At 68.3% G+C, this 14,665-nt stretch carries 12 protein-coding genes; 7 read left to right on the forward strand and 5 right to left on the reverse strand.

Going from position 1 to position 14,665, the window contains the following annotated elements:
* The first annotated feature begins 190 nt into the window (after nt 1-190).
* The 6 genes from ACVN9Z_RS27390 (at nt 191) to ACVN9Z_RS27415 (ending at nt 6,638) form a co-directional block, all read left to right on the forward strand.
* Nucleotides 191-1,342, forward strand: coding sequence for an ABC transporter substrate-binding protein (locus ACVN9Z_RS27390; RefSeq protein ID WP_194957170.1), 1,152 nt, complete (start codon nt 191-193; stop codon nt 1,340-1,342).
* A 149-nt stretch (nt 1,343-1,491) separates the two neighbouring features.
* Nucleotides 1,492-2,358: a branched-chain amino acid ABC transporter permease gene (locus ACVN9Z_RS27395; protein ID WP_006387153.1), complete on the forward strand. Its 867-nt coding sequence runs from the start codon at nt 1,492-1,494 to the stop codon at nt 2,356-2,358.
* 22 nt (nt 2,359-2,380) lie between these two features.
* Entirely contained in the window at nt 2,381-4,162 is a 1,782-nt protein-coding gene (locus ACVN9Z_RS27400) for a branched-chain amino acid ABC transporter ATP-binding protein/permease (protein ID WP_020928776.1), read from the forward strand.
* Complete coding sequence (locus ACVN9Z_RS27405; RefSeq protein WP_053497052.1) at nt 4,155-4,859, forward strand: ABC transporter ATP-binding protein; 705 nt, start codon at nt 4,155-4,157, stop codon at nt 4,857-4,859. Before ACVN9Z_RS27400 ends, ACVN9Z_RS27405 begins: the two co-directional genes overlap by 8 nt.
* 19 nt (nt 4,860-4,878) lie before the next feature.
* The gene (locus ACVN9Z_RS27410; RefSeq protein ID WP_076468366.1) at nt 4,879-5,874 is read left to right on the forward strand and encodes an NAD(P)H-quinone oxidoreductase; all 996 of its coding nucleotides are present in this window, start codon (nt 4,879-4,881) and stop codon (nt 5,872-5,874) included.
* On the forward strand, nt 5,871-6,638 hold the full coding sequence (locus ACVN9Z_RS27415; RefSeq protein ID WP_006387148.1) for an SDR family oxidoreductase: 768 nt from the start codon (nt 5,871-5,873) through the stop codon (nt 6,636-6,638). Before ACVN9Z_RS27410 ends, ACVN9Z_RS27415 begins: the two co-directional genes overlap by 4 nt.
* A gap of 61 nt (nt 6,639-6,699) precedes the next feature.
* Here ACVN9Z_RS27415 and ACVN9Z_RS27420 read toward each other — a convergent pair whose 3' ends face one another.
* Nucleotides 6,700-8,901, reverse strand: coding sequence for a TonB-dependent receptor (locus ACVN9Z_RS27420; RefSeq protein ID WP_006387147.1), 2,202 nt, complete (start codon nt 8,899-8,901; stop codon nt 6,700-6,702).
* 284 nt (nt 8,902-9,185) lie between these two features.
* Nucleotides 9,186-10,160, reverse strand: coding sequence for a pirin family protein (locus ACVN9Z_RS27425; RefSeq protein WP_026383333.1), 975 nt, complete (start codon nt 10,158-10,160; stop codon nt 9,186-9,188).
* A 118-nt stretch (nt 10,161-10,278) separates the two neighbouring features.
* Between ACVN9Z_RS27425 and ACVN9Z_RS27430 the strand changes: the two genes are divergently transcribed.
* On the forward strand, nt 10,279-11,187 hold the full coding sequence (locus ACVN9Z_RS27430; protein WP_006387145.1) for a LysR substrate-binding domain-containing protein: 909 nt from the start codon (nt 10,279-10,281) through the stop codon (nt 11,185-11,187).
* 10 nt (nt 11,188-11,197) lie between these two features.
* Here ACVN9Z_RS27430 and ACVN9Z_RS27435 read toward each other — a convergent pair whose 3' ends face one another.
* The 3 genes from ACVN9Z_RS27435 to ACVN9Z_RS27445 form a co-directional block, all read right to left on the reverse strand.
* Nucleotides 11,198-12,181: a Bug family tripartite tricarboxylate transporter substrate binding protein gene (locus ACVN9Z_RS27435; protein ID WP_020928781.1), complete on the reverse strand. Its 984-nt coding sequence runs from the start codon at nt 12,179-12,181 to the stop codon at nt 11,198-11,200.
* A 57-nt stretch (nt 12,182-12,238) separates the two neighbouring features.
* Entirely contained in the window at nt 12,239-13,678 is a 1,440-nt protein-coding gene (locus tag ACVN9Z_RS27440; RefSeq protein WP_458213526.1) for an AMP-binding protein, read from the reverse strand.
* Between the two features lie 68 nt (nt 13,679-13,746).
* Nucleotides 13,747-14,634: an SDR family oxidoreductase gene (locus tag ACVN9Z_RS27445; RefSeq protein WP_045953644.1), complete on the reverse strand. Its 888-nt coding sequence runs from the start codon at nt 14,632-14,634 to the stop codon at nt 13,747-13,749.
* Nucleotides 14,635-14,665: the final 31 nt, after the last annotated feature.

The raw sequence follows: 14,665 nt of genomic DNA on the forward strand, positions 1-14,665 counted from the left end.
ATCCCCGATTCAGCCGGCCAAGTCCGGCACTAGAATCCAGGACGAGGTTCTCACACCCCGCCGGCTCATATATCATATATTCAAAAACAGACGGACGACTCAGACAACAGTCCGCATCCAAACCCACAAAGGAGCGTAGACAGTGTTCAAGATCAAACAATTCGCCATCGCGCTGGGCCTGTGCGGCGTCATGGCCAGCGGCACCGCGGCGGCCGACATGAAAGTGGGCGCGCTCTTCCCGTTCAGCGGCGCGCTGGCGCTGCTGGGACAGGAGAGCTATCGCGGCCTGGAACTGGCCGTCAACGAAATCAATGCCGCCGGCGGCATCAACGGCGAGAAGATCCAGATCATCAAGGCCGACGCGGTCGACCCGACCCAGGCGGTGTCCGAGACCAAGCGATTGATCTCATCGAACGTGGTCGGCGTGTTCGGCAGCTACGCCTCGGGCATCTCGTACGCGGCCTCGCCCGTGACCGAACTGGCCGGCGTGCCCTACTTCGAGCTGGGCGCCACCGCCCACAAGATCACCACGCGCGGCTACAAGTACCTGTTCCGCAGCAACCCCAACACCGCGCTGTACGGCGTGTCGGTGGTCAACGCGCTGCACGACATCATCGGGCCGGGCATGGGCCTGAACCCGAAGGAAGTGCGCATCGGCATCATCCACGAGGACGGCCCCTACGGCACCGACGTGGCCGCCACCGAGAAAAAGCGCGCCCAGGAACTCGGCTACACCGTGGCCGAGGTGCTGCCCTATTCGGCCAAGACGGTCGACCTGTCCTCGCTGATCCTGCGCCTGAAGGGCGCCAAGGTCGACGTGGTGCTGCAGACCGCCTACCAGAACGACGCCATCCTGTACTTCAGCCAGGCGCGCGCCGCCGGCTTCAAGCCCAAGGTGGTGATCGGCGCCGGTGGCGGCTATTCGCTGGCCGACACCGCCAAGGCCGTGGGCGCCGACATGAACGGCGTGTTCGACCTGGACTTCCCGCAATCGTCCATCAATCCGGCCGGCGCGCCCGGCCTGGACAAGTTCCTGGAAGCCTACAAGACCACCTACAAGAGCGATCCGCAGTCCGGCCACAGCCTGACCAACTACGTCGGCGCCAAGGCCTTCTTCGAAGCCATCGCCAACGCCAAGTCGACCGACAAGGACAAGATCCGCGCGGCCGTGCTGGCGTACAAGAAGCCGGCCGGCCAGACCGCCAACGGCTGGGCCTTCGACTTCGGCGAGGATGGCCAGAACAACGCCTCGACCTTCTACGTGATGCAGTGGCAGGATGGCAAGCTGGTCACCATCGCGCCTGACAACCTCGCGCTGGGCAAGCCCGTCTTCAAGAAATAGAACGCCGGGGCCGCCACCCGGCAGGCCCGGCACGGCAAGCCAGCAAACCGGACGCTCGGGGGCGTCCGGCGTTTCACTGGGGCCCGCGGCCCCGGCCCCGCCGGCGACGGCGCGCGGCCGGGACGCGCCCCGTTCCAAGAGGTTGCACCATGGATATCTTCATTCAACTGGTCATCAACGGCCTGTTGCTGGGCGGCGCCTATACCATCATCAGCCTGGGGCTGACGCTGATCTTCGGCGTGGTCCGCGTCGTCAATTTCGCGCATGGCGAATTCCTGATGATCGGCATGTACGCGGTCTACCTGATCGCGGCGCAGTTCGGCGTGCACCCGTACATCGGCCTGGTGCCGGTGGCGGTCATCCTGTTCGCGCTGGGCGCGCTGACGCAGAAAGGCATCATCCAGCCGCTGCTCAACGCCGACCAGCACATCCAGATCTTCGCCACGGTGGGCGTGTCCACCATCCTGCTGAACCTGGCGCTGGTGATCTTCGGCGCCAACGTGTTCCGCGCCCCGGTGCAACTGGGCACCAGCACCCTGGACGTCGGCAACTACTCCATGGTCACCGGCCAGTTGGTGACCTTCGTGGTCGGCCTGAGCCTGGCCGTGCTGTTGCACCTGTTCATGCACCGCACCTACCTGGGCCGCGCGCTGCGGGCGGTGGCGCAGCACCGCTACGCCGCCACGCTGATGGGGGTGAACGTCAACAACGTCTACGCCATCGCCTTCGGCCTGGGCACCGCCTTCGTCGGCATCGCCGCGGGCCTCCTGGCGCCGCAGTATCCGGTGTTCCCGACGGTGGGCACGTACTTCGTGCTGACCGCCTTCGTGATCGTGGTGCTGGGCGGCCTGGGCAGCCTGTACGGCGCGGTGGCCGGGTCCATGATCATCGGCATCGTCGATACGCTGGCCGGCTACTACATCGCCCCCGACCTGAAAGAGGTCGTCTATTTCGGGATCTTCCTCTTGATCCTTGTCCTGCGTCCGACCGGCCTGTTCGGCGTCGGCACAGAGTGATCAGAGCCACAAGGAGCGAGACGTGTTTCCCGACTTTCGAAGCCCCAAAGCCTACGTCAGCCTGATTCTGCTGATCGTCATGTTCATCGTGCCCGTCGCCACGGGCACGCCGTTCTGGACCAACCTGTTCGTCCTGCTGTTCGTCTTTTCCGCGCTGTCGGTGGCCTGGAACATCGTCGGCGGCTACGCCGGCCAGCTGTCGCTGGGCCACGCGGTGTTCTACGGCATCGGCGGCTACACCGCCACCCTGCTGACGCAGAACTTCGGCATCTCGCCGTGGTTCGGGATGCTGGTGGGCGCGGCCATCTCGGCCGTGGTGGCCATCATCATCAGCTATCCCACGCTGCGGCTGCGCGGGCCGTTCTTCGCGCTGGCCACCATCGCCATCCTGGAAGTGGTGCGGCTGCTGGTGATCCACGAGGAAAGCTGGACTGGCGGCTCCAGCGGCATCAGCCTGCCGCTGAACATCGGCTGGGCCTGGATCGTGTTCCGCGAGAAGATCAACTACGTGATCATCGCCTTCGGGCTGTTCCTGCTGGTGACCTGGGTGTCGTGGACCATCCGCAAGTCGCGCATCGGCCATTACCTGATCGCCATCCGCGAACGCGAGGACGCGGCGCTGGCCGTGGGCATCCACACGGTGCGCGTCAAGATCATCGCCGCGGTGGTGTCGGCCATGCTGACCAGCATTATCGGCACCTTCCACATCACCTACCTGACCTTCGTCGATCCCAGCTCGGCGTTCTCGCTGGAACTGTCGATCCAGGTGGCGATGTTCGCGCTGATCGGCGGCCTGGGCACGGTGGCCGGCCCCATCGCCGGCACTTTCCTGGTGCTGCCGATCGCCGAGCTGGCGCGCGGCTGGCTGTCCAGCGTGGGCAACGGCATGCACGGGCTGATCTACGGCCTGATCCTGGTGGCGGTGGTGCTGACCATCCCGCGCGGCCTGGCCGGCGCCTTCGGTCCGGCCATCGAGCGCGCCCTGGCGCGGCTGCCCTACCTGGGCACGCCGCGCGCCCGGCGCCAGCTGGTCGAGGCGGCCCGCCCGACCGACGCGGCGCGGCGCGAGCAGCCGGTGCTCAAGGCCGAGAACCTGTTCAAGAGCTTCGGCGGCCTGCGCGCCACCAACGACGTGTCGCTGACGCTGAACCAGTACGAGATCCTGGGCATGATCGGCCCCAACGGCGCCGGCAAGACCACGGTGTTCAACCTGCTGTCGGGCTTCCTGTCGCCGGACAAGGGCGCGGTGTCGATGGTCGACGCCAAGGGCAACTGGGTCTCGTGCAGCACGCCGGACCAGTTCGCGCACCAGGGCCTGGGCCGCACCTTCCAGATCGCCAAGCCGTTCACCGGCCTGACGGTGCTGGAGAACATCATGCTGGGCGCCTTCATCCGCACGTCCGACCGCGAGGAGGCCGAGCAGATCGCGCTCAAGGTGGCCGAGGAAACCGACCTGCTCAAGTACCTGAACACCGAGGCCCGCAGCCTGACGGTGGGCGGCATGAAGCGGCTGGAGATCGCCCGCGCCCTGGCGATCCGGCCGCGCATCCTGCTGCTGGACGAGGTCATGGCGGGGCTGAACCCCACCGACATCGAGAAGTCGATCAAGATGATCCGCCGCATCCGCGATTCGGGCGTGTCGGTGCTGCTGATCGAGCACATGATGCAGGCCACCATGGCGCTGTCGGACCGCATCATCGTGCTGAACGAAGGCGCGGTGCTGGTGAGCGGCGCCCCCAAGGACGTGGTCGAGAACCCCGCCGTCATCGAGGCCTATTTGGGCAAGGAGTACCAGGATGCTTAAGGTTTCGGATCTGTCGTCGGGCTACGGCAAGAGCCAGGTGCTCAACGGCCTGAACTTCGAGGTCAATGCCGGCGAGATCGTGACGCTGATCGGCGCCAACGGCGCCGGCAAGACCACCACCCTGAAGACGCTGTGCGGCGTGGTTCCCGCCACCGCCGGCCGGGTCGAGTTCGAGGGCCTCGACCTGACCAACCGCACGCCCTACGACATCGTCGACGCCGGGATCACCATGATTCCCGAGGGCCGCCAGCTGTTCCCGCACTTCACGGTGCGCGACAACCTGCTGATGGGTTCGTACAAGCGCGCCGCCCGCCCCATCGTGCAGCGCAAGCTGGAGGAAGTGCTGCAGATCTTCCCGCGGGTGCGCGAGCGCCTGGGCCAGTACGCCGGCTCGCTGTCCGGCGGCGAGCAGCAGATGGTGGCGATCGCGCGCGGCATGATGGCCGACCCCAAGCTGCTGGTGTTCGACGAGCCTTCGCTGGGCCTGTCGCCGCTGCTGGTGCAGCAGATGTTCGACATCATCCGCGACGTCACCTCGCACGGCGTCACGGTGCTGCTGGTGGAGCAGAACGTGTTCCGCACGCTGCGCCTGGCCGACCGCGGCTACGTGCTGGAGAACGGCGCCATCGTGCGCACGGGCACCGGCGCCGAGCTGCTGGCCGACCCCCATGTCAAGAAGGCCTATCTGGGCCACTGAAATCCGAAGGACCGCATTCATGTCTCTACGCTGCACATTCATCGACCACGGCACCGGCGGCGCGCCCGATTGCCTGCGCCTGGCCGAACGCGAGATGGCCGCGCCCGCCGGCCGCCAGGTGCTGATCGAGGTCGCCTACGCCGGCGTCAACCGCCCCGACGTGCTGCAACGCTCGGGCTCGTATCCGCCGCCGCCCGGCGCCTCGCCCTACCTGGGACTGGAGGTCGCCGGCACCATCGTCGCCGTCGGTCCCGACGCCACGCGCTGGCAGGTCGGCGACCGGGTCTGCGCGCTGACGCCCGGCGGCGGCTACGCCCAGTACTGCCTGGCCGACGAACGCCACTGCCTGCCGGTGCCGCGCGGCCTGGACCTGCTGTCCGCCGCCGCCATCCCGGAAAACTATTTCACCGTCTGGACCAACGTGTTCGAGCGCGCCCGCCTCGCGGCTGGCGAGAAGTTCCTGGTGCACGGCGGCTCAAGCGGCATCGGCCTGACCGCGATCCAGCTGGCGCGCGCCTTCGGCGCCGAGGTCTGGACCACGGTGGGCAACCAGGAAAAGGCCGAGGCCTGCCTTAAGGCCGGCGCGCAGCACGCGCTGATCTACCGCGACACCGACTTCGAGGCCGACATCCGCCAGGCCACCGGCGGCCAGGGCGTGGACGTGATCCTGGACATGGTCGGCGGCGCCTACATCAACAAGAACATCCGCCTGCTGGCGGTGAATGGCCGGCTGGTGCAGATCGCCTTCCTGGAAGGCAGCAAGGCCGAAATCGACGCCCTGCCCATCATGACCAAGCGGCTGTCGTTCACCGGCTCCACCCTGCGTCCGCGTTCCGACGAAGACAAGGGCGCCATCGCCCAGGCGCTGGCCGACAAGGTGCTGCCGCTGATGGAACAGGGGCGCTGCCTGCCGCTGATCCACCAGGTGTTCCCGCTGGAACAGGCGGCCCAGGCCCACGCGCTGATGGAAAGCAGCCGGCACATCGGCAAGATCATGTTGAAGGTGCGGGCATGAGCGCGCGCTTCCAGGATCAGGTCATCATCGTCACCGGCGCCGTCGGCGGCATCGGTTCGGCCATCGTCGAGGGTTTCCTGGCCGAAGGCGGCAAGGTCGGGCTGATCGACTTCAATTCGCAGGGCGGCCAGGCCTACGAGAAGGAGCTGAAGAAGCGCGGCCACGCCGTGAGCTTCGTGCATGCCGACGTCTCGCATTTCGACCAGTGCCAGGCCGCCTACGAGCGCATCACGCGCGACCTGGGGCCGGCCACCATCCTGGTCAACAACGTCGGCATCTCGCCCAAGACCGACGGCCGCGCGCTGAAGGTGTGGGAGATGACGCCGGGCGAATGGGACAAGGTGGTGGCGGTCAACCTGAACAGCGTGTTCTACATGACCCACCTGGCCACGCCGCACATGGTGCGCCAGCGCCAGGGACGCGTGATCAACATGTCGTCGGTGGCGGGCAAGGCCTATTGCGACATCGTCGCCGCGCACTACGCCGCCACCAAGGCGGCGCTGCTGGGCCTGACGCGCCACTGGGCCGCGGAACTGGGCGAGCACGACGTCACCGTCAACGGCCTGGCGCCGGGGCGCATCAGCACGCCGCTGCTGAAAAGCGTGCCCAAGGAGATCAACGACGCGGTGGCCGAGGTCACCGCGCTGCGCCGGCTCGGCACGCCCGAGGAAGTGGCGGACGCCTGCCTGTTCTTCGCGTCGGACCAGGCGCGGTTCGTGACCGGGCAGGTGCTGGACGTGGCGGGCGGCTGGCTGATGACCTAGACCGCCGGGGCGTTGCCTTTCCTGGCCTGCGCGGCGCCCGCCTGGCGGCGGGCATCCGCGCTCAGAAGTCCATGCTGGCGCTCAGCGAGAACGTGCGCGGGCCGCCCAGCACCAGGTAGCCGTTGCCCGGGTAGCCGCCCACCGACGACCAGTAGTTGCGGTTGGCGATGTTCTCGACGCGGGCGCGCAGCGTCACCACGTGGCCGTCGACGTCCATCATGTAGCGTAGGCCGGCGTCGAAGCGGGTCCAGCCGGGCACCTTGAGGGTGTTGGCGTCGTCCGCATAGGAGGCGCCGGTGTAGACCACGCGCCCATCCACCGTCAGGCCCTGCACGCCGGGAATGTCCCATTCCGCGCCCAGGTTGGCCTGGAAGCGCGGCACGCCGATGACCCGGTTGCCGTCGATGGCGCTGTTGCCGGTGGAGCGCTGCTTGGCGTCCAGGAAGGTCATGCCGCCCAGCACGCGCACGCGGTTGACGGGTTCGCCGAACACCGTCAGTTCGATGCCCTGGTGGCGGTCCTTGCCGGAGGCGGTGAATGCGTTGCTGGCGTTGTAGGCCGCGCGCGGCTTGTCGGTGGAGAACAGCGCCAGGCCGGCGCCCAGGCCGCCGCCGTCGTACTTGACGCCGATCTCCTTCTGCTTGGACACGTAGGGCTGCAGACTCTGGCCGGCGTTGGGCACGGGCTTGCCGTTGGCCGTCTGCGGCGCCGTATCGCCGGCCACCAGGGCTTCGATGTAGTTGGCGTACAGCGACACGCTCGGCGCCACCTTGAAGACGATGCCGGCGGCCGGCGAGTTGCGGCTGGCGTCGTAGGCGCTTTGCTCCTTGCCGGTGTTGTAGGCGTAGTCACGCTGCGACAGGCGCTGGTGGCGGATGCCCAGCGTCAGCAGCACCTTGTCGTCCAGGAACGACATGGTGTCGCCGAACGCATAGCTGCTCAGGCGGGTGCGGCCCTGCAGCGCCGGATCGTCCAGGTCGTTGCCGAACAGCGCCTTGGAGCCGTAGGCGGGACGGTCGTAGCTGACCGGGTCGTAGATGTTGGTCGGGAAGGTGTTCAGGTAGTCCATGACGTACGCGTTCTTCTTCTTGAGATCGAAGAAGGACGCGGACGCGACGAATTCGTGGCCGACCGGGCCGGTGCGCACCTTGGCGCGCAGGCCCAGTTCGCCCGTGTTCACGCTGTCTTCACGGGTATTGTCGAAACGATAGAAGTTGCCGTCGCCCGTGCTGCCATTGGTCACGGTGACGTTGCCGAGCGAATTGGCCTCGTCGCTGCGGCGCATGCCGAAGGCGGCCCAGCCGGTCAGCTTGTCGCTGAAATCGTGCTCGGCGCGCACCGTGCCGAACACATCGCGTTCGTTCGAGTACGACCAGGGTTGGGCGTAGTTGGAACTGGCATCCGGAGCGTCCGGCACGCTGGTCACGCCGCGCAGCGTGACGTTCGGCCGCGCGCGCTTGAGCTTGTTCTCCTGCCAGCCGATATCCGCCGACAACCGCGTGTCGGCCGAGCGCCAGTCCAGGCCCAGCGACACCAGGCTGGTGCGGGAATGCTCGTCATCGATGCCGGTGTCGCCGCTGCGGTTGGCCACGTTCAGGCGGATGCCGGTGCTGTCGTCCGGCCCGAAACGGCGCGCGATGTCGGTCGACACGGAGAACTGGCCGCCGCTGGACACGCCGGTGGTGAAGCGGGTGAGCGGCTCGTTGGGCGCGCGCTTGGGCACCAGGTTGATGACGCCGCCGATGCCGCCGCCACTGGGCGCCGCCCCCGTCAGGAAGGCCGACGCCCCGCGCAGCACTTCGACGCGCTCGAACAGTTCGGTGGCGATGTACTGGCGCGGCAGCAGGCTGTACAGGCCGTTGTAGGCCACGTCATCGGAGCTCAGAATGAAGCCGCGGATGAAGTACGACTCCTGGAAGTTGCCGAAGCCGCGCGCCACGCGCACGCCGGCATCGTTCTGCAACACGTCGCCGACGCTGCGCGCCTGCTTGTCCTGGATCAGCTCGTTGGTGTAGCTGGTGACGCTGAACGGCGTGCTCATGATGTCTTGCGTGCCCAGCACGCCGACGCGGCCGCCGCGGGCCACCTGGCCGCCGGCATAGGGCTGGGCCAGGCCGCCGGCCGAGGCGTCGGCGCTGGCCTCGACCTTGATCGCTTCCATCGAGACGACGGAACCGTCGGCGGCGGGCGCGGCGGACTGGGCGTGGACGATGGCGGTGTACGGCAGGGCCGCAACCACGCACGCAAGAGTTCGTATTTTCATATCGGGAGTCAGTAGGCGGGCGCTTCGCGAGAAGCTGGGAATCGCAAAAATCCCGATGGGGGGTCACGCGGGTAACGGCTTGCCACTCGAACTGCGGCAGGGCCGGTCGTGCCGGCCTTGTCGAGCCCGTTCACCATGGGAGGGATTGAGATCGTGCGTTTTGAATTCTATATAAAGAGAAATCATTCTCATTGCGTCCCTTATATAGAAAGCCATTTTGTTGCCATCACACAACAGATCTGTCCCCTATCCTGACAGCCCGCTGTCACCGGGCGGCGCCTTGCTCAGCCCGGCACGCCGCTCTCCTGGCGCAGCTGGCCGAAGTCGCCCGCTTCGTAGGCCGCGACGGCCTGCGCCAGGGCGCGCGCGTCCGTCATGACGAAGGGGCCGCGCTGGATCACCGGCTCGTCGATGGCCGCTCCGGCCACCAGGATGAAGTGCGCCGGCGCGCCCGCCGCCAGGAGTTGAAGAAAGCCGTCGCGGTCCGCCGTGGCGGTCAGCGCCGCGCCCGGGGGCAGGACGGCGAAATCGGGATCGGCCGCGCGCCGACCGGTCGTCGCCGCGCGCCCGGCGGGGCGGAACCGTGCCGCCGGAATGACCGGCGCCGCTTCTACCGGCGGTCGCGGCGGCGGCGTGGTCTCATGCCGTGCCCGCACGCCCAGTTCCCCCTGCGCCGCGTACAACCATGCGTTCCAGCCCGCAGGCAGCGGCACCAGGCGCGACGCTCCCGGCCGCAGCCAGCCGTCCAGGATGAGCAGCGGCTCGGGCGTCGCCAGCGGCGCGTCCCAGCCGTCGTAGCGGCCCGACACCACCCGCACCCGGCCCGCATCGCTTTGCAGCACCGGCATTTCCCAGCCCCGCACCAGCGTTGCCGATGGTGGCATCGATTTCAGTCGCGCCGGCAGGTTGACGTACAACCGCAGGCCATTGAGCCGCGCCGCGCCCACCAATTCGTGGCCGTGCACGATGCCGCGGCCGGCCACTGTCCAGTGCAGGTCGCCCGCCCGGGCTTCGTGTTCGTTGTCCAGGCTGTCGCGGATGCGCAGGCCGCCTTGGGTGTCTTCCAGCAGCAGCGTCACCGTCGATATGCCGGCGTGAGGGTGCGGCGCGACCGCCGGCCCGGTCATGATGAAGTGGTCCACCAGCACCAGCGGCGACATGCCCTGGGGGAAATCGGAATGCCGAAAATGCCGGTACGAACAGATGTCGCCCTCGGGTTCGAACGGGCGGGCGACGGGCGGGCTGAGGCGGATGGTCAAGGATGTATGGCCTGATGACAAATTGGCGCAGAGCTTATGGGTTCCGCCACCGGCACAGTAGAGCCAAATTTCAGGAATAATTGTCCTGCGCTACAGGACAATCACTCGCCCAGCCCCCATGCATTCCTATATCCATCACCTCGACGATCTGCTGCTTTTCACCGAGGTGGTGGAAAAAGGCGGCTTTTCCGCCGCCGCCCGCGTGCTCAACATGCAGCGCTCCAAGCTCAGCCGGCGCGTGGCCGAGCTGGAGGCGCGCCTGGGCCTGCGGCTGCTCCAGCGCAACACGCGGCGGGTCTCGCTCACGCCCATGGGTGAACAGATCTACGTGCATGCGCTGGCGATGGCGCGCGAGGCCCGCAGCGCCTTCGACCTGGCGGCCGCCATGGGCGACACGCCCAGCGGCCTGCTGCGCATGACGGCGCCCTCGGCGCTGGCGGTGACGCTGCTGGGCGAACTGGTGGCTCGCTTTTGCCTGCAGCATCCCGGCGTGCGGGTGCTGCTGGACACCCGCGACCAGGTCATCGACCTGGTGGGCGAAGGCTACGACCTGGCCTTCCGCGCCCAGGGCGCCTCGCTCACCGACTCGCGGCTGGTGGCGCGCGAACTGGCGCCGGTGCCGCTGATCCTGGTCGCAGCCCCCGCCATGGCCCGGGCCGCGCCGCGCCATCCGCGCGACCTGAACGCGCTGCCGCTGCTGGCCCATGCGACCCAGGACAGCCCGCAGAGCTGGCACTTCGTCGGCCCGGCGGGCGAGGCCGAATCGATCGAATTCCGCCCCCGCTGCCTCAGCAGCAACCTGGCGGCGCTGCGCGAAATGGCGCGCGCCGGACTGGGGGTGGCGCTGCTGCCGCACTACCTGTGCGCAGGCTCCCTGGCCAAAGGCGACCTGGCGCAATTGCTGCCCGCCTGGCGCGCCGCGCCGGCACGCATCTACGCCGTCATGCCCGCCCGCCGCGGCGCGCCCTTGGCCTTGCGGCGCTTCCTGGATTTCGCGGCCGCCGAAATGCCGGCGTTGCTGGCCTGACGCGCGCCTCTCAATCCAGGCGGATATGGTTGGCCTGGATCACCCCATTCCAGCGCTCGCGATCCTCGGCCAGATAGGCGTCGACCTCGGCCTGGCCGCGCGGCGCCTGGATCACCAGGCCTTGCGCCTGGAAGCGGTCGCGGAAATCCGCCTGGCGCATCACCGCGGCCACGGCCTCGCGCAGCCTGTCCGCCTCGGCCGGCGGCGTGCCGCGCGGCACGGCCACGCCAAACCAGGTCGCGGCGCGAAAGCCGGCGAACCCGCTCTCGGCCACGGTGGGCACGTCAGGCAGCACCGGCAGCCGCTGGGCGCCGGTCACGGCCAGGGCCTTGATCTTGTTCTCGCGAACCAGCGGCAATGACGTGCTGATGACGTCCACCATCAGCTGGGTGTCGTTGGCCATCAGCGAACTCAATGCCGGCGCGCTACCGTTATAGGGAACATGCGCCACGTCGATGCCGGTGCGCGACTTCAGCAGTTCGGTCGCCAGTTGCAGCGGGTTGCCGATGCCCACGGAGGCATAGTTCAACTTGCCCGGGCGGGCGCGGGCGTAGTCGACGAATTGCGCCAGCGTCGAGGCCGGCACGCTGTTGTTGGCGACCACCACCAGCGGCAATTCCGCCACCACCGACAGCACCCGGAAGTCCCGCTGCGCGTCGTACGAGATCTTGCGATAGAGCATGGGGTTGAGCACCATGCTGGCATTGCTGGCCAGGAACAGCGTGTAGCCATCGGGCTGCGCCCGCGCCACTTGCGTGGCCGCGATCATCGTGTTGGCGCCCGGCTTGTTTTCCACCACCACCGGTTGCGCCAGTTCCTGCGACAGCCTTTCGGCCAGCACCCGCGACAACAGGTCGGCCGCGCCGCCCGGCGTATACGGCACGACCAGCTTGACCGGCCGCTCCGGAAACGCCGCCTGGGCGGGCGATGCGGCGGCCATGCACAACAGCAGCGCGGCCGCGGCGCGGCCTATCCCAAAATTCCTCATGAACATGCTTGTCTCCCCTGTGGTGATGGCGTACGGCCCGGGATGCGCGCCGCCTTGGTATTCCTAGACCTTCCTGTCGCGCTCGGCCCAGAACGCGTCGCGCAGGCGGCGCTTGGCGATCTTGCCGTTGTCATCGCGCGGCAGGGTCTGCCGCAACCGCAATTCGCGCGGCACCTTGTAGCGCGCCACCCTCGTGGACAGCCAGCGCAGCACTTCCTCGGGCGCCAGCGCGGTGTCCGCCGCCGGCTGAACCAGTGCCAGCAAGCGCTCGCCGAACTCGTCGTCAGGCACGCCGAACACCGCGCAATCGGCCACGCCCGGGTACTGCGTCAGGTGGTGTTCGATTTCCGCGGGATAGATGTTCACGCCGCCGGAGATCACCATGTCCGATTCGCGGTCGCACACGAACAGGTAGCCGTCGTCGTCCAGGTAGCCCAGGTCGCCGAGGCCGATCAATCCATCGCGTTCGATCCGGCTGCGCGCTTCCGGGTTATTGCGGTAGGTGAAGTCGGCGTAGGCCGGCTGGCGCACATGGATGCGGCCGATTTGGCCCGGCGCGCAGAGCGCGCCGTCGTCGCCGTAGATCCGAATCTGCGCGCCGCCGATCGGCCGGCCGGCGCTGCCCGGCCGGGCCAGCGCTTCGTGCGAATCGATGACGGTCACCATGCCGGCCTCGCTGGAGGCATAGGTCTCGTGGATCACCGGCCCCAGCCAATCGATCATGGCGCGCTTGAGCGCCGGCGCGCAGGGGGCCCCGGTCGAGGCCACGAAGCGCAGCGAAGACAGGTCGAAGGCGGCGCGCTGGGCCGGATCCAGCTTGAGCAGGCGCACGTACATGATGGGCACCAGGTAGACCGTGTCGATGCGATGGCGCTCGATCAGGCGCAACACCTCCAGCGGATCGAACCGCGGCGCCAGCACCAGGGTCTCGCAGACCCGCAGCGCCACCTGGGCGAACACGCTGGGCGCGCTATGGTAGACCGGCGCGGGCAGCAATGCGCGGCAGCCGGGCCGCAAACCGTACGCCTGCTCCACCACCACCTCGACCGCCGCCAGCCGCTGCGCCAACTGGTCCAGCGGAAACGGCGCGCGCACCACGCCCTTTGGCCGGCCGGTGGTGCCGGAGGTATAGGCCATGTGGCCGCGCGGCGCGACCAACGGGCCGTCGTAGGGCGCCTGCGCCTCGCGCCAGCTGGCGTAATCCTCGGACACGGCAGCCGCGCCCACGCGACGCGACGGCAGGTCCGCCGGCAGCGCCGCCCTGGCGGCCTGCCACAAGTCTTCCTCGGCGATCAGCAGGCGCGCGCCGCTGTCGCGCACCAGGTAGGCAACCTCGTCGGGCGTGTAATGCCAGTTGATCGGGCAGTAATAGCAGCCCAGGCGCTTGCAGGCCTGGATGATTTCCAGGTAGGGCATGCCGTTGCGCAGCAGCACCGCCACCACGTCGCCCTGCCCGATCCCCATGGCCGCCAGGCCCGCCGCGACCTGCTCGCCGCGACGCATCAGGGCCGCGCGGTCCAGCTGGCAGTCGCCGGCGATGATGCGGCCGGCCCCTTGCGTGACGGATGCGCTCATGCCTGGCCCGCCGAGCGTTGCGCCTTGTCGGCGGCGGTGCGCGCCTCGATGGCGGCGCGCGCGGCGGCCCAATCTTCGTCCGACCAATCGAAATACTGCTTGAAGTACGCGCCATTGGCCAGGTAGTCGCCCCCGTCCAGGGCGATGGTCTGGCCGTTGATCCAATCGTTGCCCGGCGCCAGCAGGAACGCGGCCAGTTCGCCGATATCCTGGCCCTGCCCCAGCCGCTGCATCGGATTCTGCTTGACCAGCGCGTCGGTGCCGCTGTCGTTGGGCCGCAGCCGCGCCGATGCGCCCTCGGTCGGGATGACGCCCGGCGCAATGGCATTCAGGCGGATGCCGTGCCGGCCCCATTCGACGGCCAGCGATTTGGTCATGGCGTCGATGCCGGCCTTGGACATGGCGGACGGCACCACGAACGGCGAGCCGGTCCAGACCCAGGTCACGACAATGGACACCACCGCCCCGGACGCGCCGCTGCCGATCCAGCGCTTGCCCACGGCCTGGGTCATGTAGAACGTGCCACGAAAGACCGTGTCGGCGATGGCATTGAAACCCCGTTCGGACAGCTTTTCGGTGGGGCTGATGAAATTGCCGGCGGCATTGTTCACCAGCGCATCCAGCCCGCCATGCTGGTCCCAGATGCGCGCCACCATCGCGTCCACCGCGCCGGCGTCGCGGATGTCGACCGGATGGACGTGGACCTGGCCGCCGGACTCGCCCCGCAGCGCCTGGGCGGCCTGTTCCAGCACCGCCAGGCGGCGTCCGCACAGGTGCACGGTGGCGCCCAGCGCCGCCAGCTGGCGGGCCATGGCATAACCCAGGCCGGTGCCGCCGCCGGTGATCAGGATGCGCTGGCCCTGGAACAGGTCGGCGCGGAACATGGTTTGCCGCATGGGGTGTCTCCTTGGTTTT

The sequence above is a fragment of the Achromobacter sp. KK8 genome (assembly GCF_054188005.1).

What these genes read in the sequence shown, in the direction of transcription:
- ACVN9Z_RS27390 (WP_194957170.1), top strand. Translation starts at nt 191, where the DNA reads ATGGCCAGCGGCACCGCGGCGGCCGACATGAAAGTGGGCGCGCTCTTC.
- ACVN9Z_RS27395 (WP_006387153.1), top strand. Translation starts at nt 1,492, where the DNA reads ATGGATATCTTCATTCAACTGGTCATCAACGGCCTGTTGCTGGGCGGC.
- ACVN9Z_RS27405 (WP_053497052.1), top strand. Translation starts at nt 4,155, where the DNA reads ATGCTTAAGGTTTCGGATCTGTCGTCGGGCTACGGCAAGAGCCAGGTG.
- ACVN9Z_RS27410 (WP_076468366.1), top strand. Translation starts at nt 4,879, where the DNA reads ATGTCTCTACGCTGCACATTCATCGACCACGGCACCGGCGGCGCGCCC.
- ACVN9Z_RS27415 (WP_006387148.1), top strand. Translation starts at nt 5,871, where the DNA reads ATGAGCGCGCGCTTCCAGGATCAGGTCATCATCGTCACCGGCGCCGTC.
- ACVN9Z_RS27420 (WP_006387147.1), bottom strand. Translation starts at nt 8,901, where the DNA reads ATGAAAATACGAACTCTTGCGTGCGTGGTTGCGGCCCTGCCGTACACC.
- ACVN9Z_RS27430 (WP_006387145.1), top strand. Translation starts at nt 10,279, where the DNA reads ATGCATTCCTATATCCATCACCTCGACGATCTGCTGCTTTTCACCGAG.
- ACVN9Z_RS27435 (WP_020928781.1), bottom strand. Translation starts at nt 12,181, where the DNA reads ATGTTCATGAGGAATTTTGGGATAGGCCGCGCCGCGGCCGCGCTGCTG.
- ACVN9Z_RS27440 (WP_458213526.1), bottom strand. Translation starts at nt 13,678, where the DNA reads ATGCGTCGCGGCGAGCAGGTCGCGGCGGGCCTGGCGGCCATGGGGATC.
- ACVN9Z_RS27445 (WP_045953644.1), bottom strand. Translation starts at nt 14,634, where the DNA reads ATGTTCCGCGCCGACCTGTTCCAGGGCCAGCGCATCCTGATCACCGGC.